This is a genomic window from Streptomyces solincola (genome assembly GCF_002982015.1).
In the GTDB taxonomy this organism is placed as follows: domain Bacteria; phylum Actinomycetota; class Actinomycetes; order Streptomycetales; family Streptomycetaceae; genus Streptomyces; species Streptomyces solincola.
Map to the genome: position 1 here is coordinate 1 of NZ_PVLV01000321.1, position 5,595 is coordinate 5,595.

Consider the following 5,595-nt stretch of genomic DNA (forward strand, 5'->3'; position numbering starts at 1 on the left):
CGGACTTCAGGTTGACCAGGTAGTTGAGCTTCACCCGGCGGCCGAACCACTGCCGGCGCACCTTCCCGGCCGCCGCGACCACGTCCAGCAGCTCGTCGTCCGGGGTTGCCAGTACGGCGAGCGCCTCTTCACGGCTCGGCAGTTCGCGCCGAAGCCCCTTGTCCACCAGCGTGTTCAGCAGGTCCATGGCTGTGATCCTGGCCTACGCCGCCCGCCTCGGCCAAGGAGAAAGCCCACAAAGGACGAGCCGCACGGTGTGTGCATGGCCACACGCCGCGGCGGCGCGGGCACGGCTAGGGTCTTGTCCACTGCCTACAAACCAGTGCCGGGGCGGCGGCTGCCCGCACCCATGCGCCGGTACACCGTCGGTGCGGCACGTCCGCGCCGGTACGCCGTCGGGTCCGGCACGTCCGTGCCGCCGTCATGCCGTCGGGTGCGGCACGTCCGTTCCGCCGGTACGCCGTCGGGTGCGGCACGTCCGCCGCGGTACGCCGTCGGCGGGACGCCCGCTGCCGCGCCACCGCCCCGACCCGTCCGCTCGCCCGCCTGCCCGCGACCGTCAGGGACACGTCATGCCCGAGGCTCCACCGCCCCCCGCCGCCACCACGCCCGGCCCCGCCGGACCGCCGCCCGGCGCGTTCGACTGGACCGAGGGGGAGGCGCGCCGCCGCGCCGCCGCCGGGCTGGTCCGGGTGCTGCGGCCCCGCCCGGCCGACTCCGGGCTGCTGGACCTGGCGAGCAACGACTACCTGGGCCTGACCCGGCACCCGGCCGTCACCGCGGCCGCCGCCGAGGCGGCCCGCGTCTGGGGCGCCGGGTCGACCGGCTCCCGGCTGGTGACCGGCACCACCGAGCTGCACACCGGACTGGAGCGGGAACTCGCCGACTTCTGCGGCTTCGAGGCCGCCCTGGTGTTCTCCTCCGGATACGCGGCCAACCTCGCCGTGCTCACCGCGTTGACCGCCCCCGGGTCGCTGCTGCTGTCGGATGCCGGCAACCACGCCTCCATCGTGGACGGCTGCCGGCTCTCCCGGGCCCGCACCGAGGTGGTCCCGCACGCCGACCCGGAGGCCGTGGCCAAGGCCCTGGACGGCCGGGAGCCAGGCGCCCGCGCGCTGCTGGTCACCGACGCCGTGTTCTCCGTCGACGGGGACGCGGCCCCGCTGAACGCCTTCGCCGCCGCCTGCCGGGCGCACGGGGCCGCCCTGGTCGCGGACGACGCGCACGGGCTCGGGGTGCTGGGCGACGGCGGGCGCGGCGCCCTGCACGCCGCCGGGCTGGCCGGCGACCCGGACGTGGTCGCCACGCTCACCCTCTCCAAGTCGCTCGGCAGCCAGGGCGGGGCGGTGCTCGGCCCGGCCCGGGTCATCGAGCACCTGGTCAACGCCGCCCGGACGTTCGTCTTCGACACCGGCCTCGCCCCGGCGGCAGTCGGCGGCGCGCTGGCCGCGCTGAAGCTGCTGCGCGCCGAACCCGGACTCGCCGAGCGGGCCCGTACGGTGGCGGCCATGCTGCACGGGAGGCTCACCGAGGCCGGACTGACCGCCGCCCGCCCCGACGCCGCCGTGGTGTCGGTGCGCGCGCCCTCACCCGAACGGGCGGTCCGCTGGGCGGCGGACTGCCGTGCGGCCGGGCTGGCGGTCGGCTGCTTCCGGCCCCCGTCAGTGCCCGACGGCGTCTCCCGGCTGCGGCTCACCGCCCGGGCGGACCTGACGCCGGAGCAGATCGACACCGCCGTGCGGACCGTGCTGGACACCGCTCCCTGAGCCCGGACACGGGCGCTCGGCCCACCGGTCGGGCCACCTGTCGGGCCACCGAAAACGGCCCTGCGTAGCAGGGTTCACCGCTTCGAGCGACAGACGTACGGGTATCTCCGGGGATCGTCCCCACGGGGTGCGACATAAGTGGCAGTGTGGCGCGAAACACATCCGGGGCCGTGCCTCCCAGCGCGACCGTCACGGTGCGAAGGGGACGTGTCGCCATGGCAGACCATCTGGAAGCCTCCGTCACTCTGCCGAGCGATCCCGCCTCGGTCTCCACCGCCCGGAGATTCGCGGCGGGCGTGCTCGCCGAGTGGGGACTACCCGGCGAGCACGACACCGCCGACACCGTGCGGCTGATCGTCTCGGAACTGGCCACCAACGCCGTCCAGCACACCTTCGGCCTGTCGCCGACCTACACGGTGGAGCTGCGGCTGGACCGCGACGAGGAGCTGTGCGTCGGCGTCACCGACAGCCACCCGCGCTGGCCTCAGCGGCTGCCCGCGGCCGTCCGGCAGGACAACGGCCGGGGCATGACCATCATCCGCTGGCTGGCCGTGGAGAACGGCGGCAAGCTCTCCGTGGCGCCCACCCCGGACGGCGGCAAGACGGTCCGGGTCGCCCTGCCCTGGACCACCGTGCCCGTACGGCGCTGACCCCGGGGGCCGGGGGCCGGCGACGAGGGACCAGGAACCGGGGGAATCAGAGGCCAGGGGCCAGAGGTCAGCGCACCCGTCCGTAGTAGACGGACTTCGACCAGATCTTCTCCAGCCGCACCACCGCACCGGACTTCGGCGAGTGCCAGATCTTGTTCTGACCCGCGTAGATGCCGACGTGGTAGACGCTGCCGCCGCGGTGGAAGAAGACCAGGTCGCCCTTCTGGCGACCGGACGTGGAGAGGTGCCGGGTCTTGTTGTACTGCTGCTGCGCGGTCCGCGGCAGGGACTTGCCGGCCTTCTTGTACGAGTAGAGCGTCAGCCCGGAGCAGTCGAACCGGGACGGGCCCGTCGCTCCGTACGCGTAGGGGGCGCCCTTCTTGGCCGCGGCGGTGCTCAGCGCCTTGGCGGCGTGTGAGGTGGCGGCCTGCGCCTCCGGTGCGCCGCCGGGCGCCAGCAGCGGCACGCTGACGGCGGCGAGGGTGAGGACCGAGACGGCGCCGGCCCGGGACAGCAGAGACGGGACATGAATCTGCGCGGTCATGCGCAACCCTTCGTCAGTCCGCCTGTGAAGGATGACCTGTCGGGTTCGGGCTAGACGAAGACGCCCGGCCGCTGACGCGGCTTCACCCCGAGGGCGACCGGCCCGACGAACGTCGGTGGGCCACCCGTACTGCCTGGGTCCTCCACTCCTGCCGATCCACTTCCTGTCGACCAGTCGTCCGTGGCGGCGGCAGGACTCGGCGTCCGCCCGGACCGCCCCGCCGCGGTGGCGGGGGCTTGTCGTCGACAGGGATCTTGACCCATCGCCCGGCCGATTACCGAGCCCAAATGGTGTTTTGTGAGGCTCCTCACGACTGGCCCGTTCGGGTGGACACGCCGGAAAGACGATCTGACCACAAGCCGCGCGGACGCCCCGTCACCCCGCCTCACCTGCACCGGAACAGGCCCGCAGCCGACTCCCCGGGCGGCCCCGCGCAACTCGCCTCGCGGGAGGTTCCCCCGGATGCCTGAGCTGATCGGGCGAGGCCCGCCGAGGCCCCGGGCGGCCGTCCGGGCGAGGCGCTGCACCGCCCGGGTGTCGCCGTCCTGAGGAACCGTCACCGGCGCGCCCGCCACTCGGCGCCCGGGGTCCGCGGGGTGCGGCACGGCCGTGACGCGAGCCCGGGCCGAGCCGGTCGAGCCGGCCAGCCGCGCTGCCAACGCCCGACTGACGGGCCGGCGGGTCGAAAACCGGTTCGGTCGCGGCGCCCGTCGGTGGATATGCTCCCCGCAAGGGCGGGGTCGTAGCACAGAGGTAGTGCGCCGCGATGCCATCTCGGAGGACGCCGGTTCGAATCCGGTCGCCCCGCCCCGTCGTTCATCTCCGCCTCCGGTCCGCACGTCAGCGGAGATGGGGGCCGCGGGCATTTCCCGCCGCACGGGGCGCCCTGAACACCACCGCCGGAGGTACGCCTCGGCGTGTTGCCCATGGAACGGCAAAGGCCCCGTTAACCTCCCGGAAAAAATTGCGCCCGAGTTTGAAATATCTCTCGGCCAGACTCTTCTGCCAGGTCAACAGAGTGTTGAAGCCGGATAGTGTCCCGCTGCGCTCGGGGCCGTCCGGGCGGGAGACTGTGAGGTGAACCGTGCAACTGACCCCGCACGAACAGGAACGGCTGCTCATCCACGTCGCCGCGGACGTGGCCGAGAAGCGCCGGGCGCGCGGCGTACGGCTCAACCACCCCGAATCCGTCGCGCTGATCACCGCCCACGTCCTGGAGGGCGCCCGGGACGGCCGGACCGTCGCCGAGCTCATGGCGTCCGGACGCAAGGTGCTCAGCCGCGACGACGTCATGGACGGCATCCCGGAGATGATCCACGACGTCCAGGTGGAGGCCACCTTCCCCGACGGCACCAAGCTCGTCACCGTCCACGACCCGATCGTGTGAGGGGAGAGACGACAGCATGATCCCCGGACAGATCCTGTACGCCGACGAGCCGGTGCCCCTCAACGCGGGCCGCCCCGTCACCCGCCTCACCGTGCTGAACGCCGCCGACCGGCCCGTCCAGGTCGGCTCCCACTACCACTTCGCCGAGGTCAACCCGGGACTGGAGTTCGACCGGGCGGCCGCCCGCGGACTGCGGCTGAACATCGCCGCCGGCACCGCCGTGCGGTTCGAACCGGGCATCCCGGTGGACGTCGAACTCGTCCCCGTAGCCGGCCGCCGCATCGTCCCCGGTCTGCGCGGAGAGACCGGAGGCCCGCTCGATGACTGACCACGTCCCCCTCCCGGCCACGTCCGCGGTGCGCGTCCCGCGGCCCGTGTACGCCGACCTGTTCGGCCCCACCACCGGCGACCGCGTCCGGCTCGCCGACACCGACCTGCTGGTGGAGATCGAGGAGGACCGCTGCGGCGGCCCCGGGCGCTCCGGCGACGAGGCGGTGTTCGGCGGCGGCAAGGTCATCCGCGAGTCCATGGGCCAGGCCCGCACCACCCGCGCCGAGGGCGCCCCCGACACCGTCATCACCGGCGCCGTGGTCGTCGACCACTGGGGGATCGTCAAGGCCGACATCGGCATCCGGGACGGGCGGATCACCGCCGTCGGCAAGGCCGGCAACCCCGACACCATGGACGGCGTCCACCCCGACCTGGTCATCGGCCCGGAGACCGAGATCATCGCCGGCAACGGCAAGATCGTCACCGCCGGCGCGATCGACACCCATATCCACTTCATCTCGCCGACCGTCGTCGAACAGGCCCTGACCTCCGGCATCACCACCCTGGTCGGCGGCGGCACCGGGCCCGCCGAGGGCACCAAGGCCACCACCGTCACCCCCGGCCCCTGGCACCTGGCCCGGATGTTCGCCGCCCTGGAGTCCCACCCCGTCAACATCGGACTCCTGGGCAAGGGCAACACCGTCTCCGCCGACGCCATGCACTCCCAACTGCGCGGCGGTGCCCTCGGCTTCAAGATCCACGAGGACTGGGGGGCTACCCCGGCCGTCATCGACGCCTGCCTGCGGGTCTGCGAGGAGACCGGGGCGCAGCTCGCCATCCACACCGACACCCTCAACGAGGCCGGGTTCGTCGGCGACACCCTCGCCGCCATCGCCGGCCGCACCATCCACGCGTACCACACCGAGGGCGCGGGCGGCGATGGCGGCGAGGGTGTCGCCGACGAACCCGGCCTCGTTG

General features: G+C 73.4%; 6 protein-coding genes, 1 tRNA gene and 1 pseudogene. 6 read left to right on the forward strand and 2 right to left on the reverse strand.

From position 1 onward, the window contains the following. Nucleotides 1-187, reverse strand: a pseudogene (locus C6N75_RS20460) (biotin synthase BioB); the annotation flags it as partial. 385 nt (nt 188-572) lie between these two features. Here C6N75_RS20460 and C6N75_RS20465 point away from each other — a divergent pair. Both C6N75_RS20465 and C6N75_RS20470 read left to right on the forward strand, forming a co-directional pair. Beyond that, nucleotides 573-1,766 (forward strand): 8-amino-7-oxononanoate synthase, encoded by a 1,194-nt coding sequence (locus tag C6N75_RS20465; RefSeq protein ID WP_105870370.1) that lies wholly within the window; start codon nt 573-575, stop codon nt 1,764-1,766. Nucleotides 1,767-1,981: 215 nt separating this feature from the next. Continuing rightward, the gene (locus tag C6N75_RS20470) at nt 1,982-2,416 is read left to right on the forward strand and encodes an ATP-binding protein (RefSeq protein WP_105870371.1); all 435 of its coding nucleotides are present in this window, start codon (nt 1,982-1,984) and stop codon (nt 2,414-2,416) included. Between the two features lie 67 nt (nt 2,417-2,483). Here C6N75_RS20470 and C6N75_RS20475 read toward each other — a convergent pair whose 3' ends face one another. Continuing rightward, nucleotides 2,484-2,960, reverse strand: coding sequence for a C40 family peptidase (locus tag C6N75_RS20475; RefSeq protein WP_105870372.1), 477 nt, complete (start codon nt 2,958-2,960; stop codon nt 2,484-2,486). A gap of 734 nt (nt 2,961-3,694) precedes the next feature. On the opposite strand from C6N75_RS20475, the gene C6N75_RS20480 reads away from it, so the two are divergent. The 4 genes from C6N75_RS20480 to C6N75_RS20495 all read left to right on the forward strand — a co-directional run. Next, nucleotides 3,695-3,769: transfer RNA gene (locus C6N75_RS20480), tRNA-Gly, on the forward strand. Nucleotides 3,770-4,044: 275 nt separating this feature from the next. Continuing rightward, nucleotides 4,045-4,347: an urease subunit gamma gene (locus tag C6N75_RS20485; protein ID WP_105870373.1), complete on the forward strand. Its 303-nt coding sequence runs from the start codon at nt 4,045-4,047 to the stop codon at nt 4,345-4,347. Between the two features lie 16 nt (nt 4,348-4,363). Then, a complete protein-coding gene (locus C6N75_RS20490) occupies nt 4,364-4,675 on the forward strand; it encodes an urease subunit beta (protein ID WP_105870374.1) in 312 nt (103 codons plus the stop codon). Beyond that, nucleotides 4,668-5,595, forward strand: a 928-nt coding sequence (locus C6N75_RS20495) for an urease subunit alpha (protein WP_146132622.1), incomplete at its 3' end; no start/stop codon positions are given. The genes C6N75_RS20490 and C6N75_RS20495, both read left to right, overlap by 8 nt.

Coding starts and splice junctions, on each gene's coding strand:
- C6N75_RS20470 (WP_105870371.1), top strand. CDS start 1,982: ATGGCAGACCATCTGGAAGCCTCCGTCACTCTGCCGAGCGATCCCGCC.
- C6N75_RS20475 (WP_105870372.1), bottom strand. CDS start 2,960: ATGACCGCGCAGATTCATGTCCCGTCTCTGCTGTCCCGGGCCGGCGCC.
- C6N75_RS20465 (WP_105870370.1), top strand. CDS start 573: ATGCCCGAGGCTCCACCGCCCCCCGCCGCCACCACGCCCGGCCCCGCC.
- C6N75_RS20490 (WP_105870374.1), top strand. CDS start 4,364: ATGATCCCCGGACAGATCCTGTACGCCGACGAGCCGGTGCCCCTCAAC.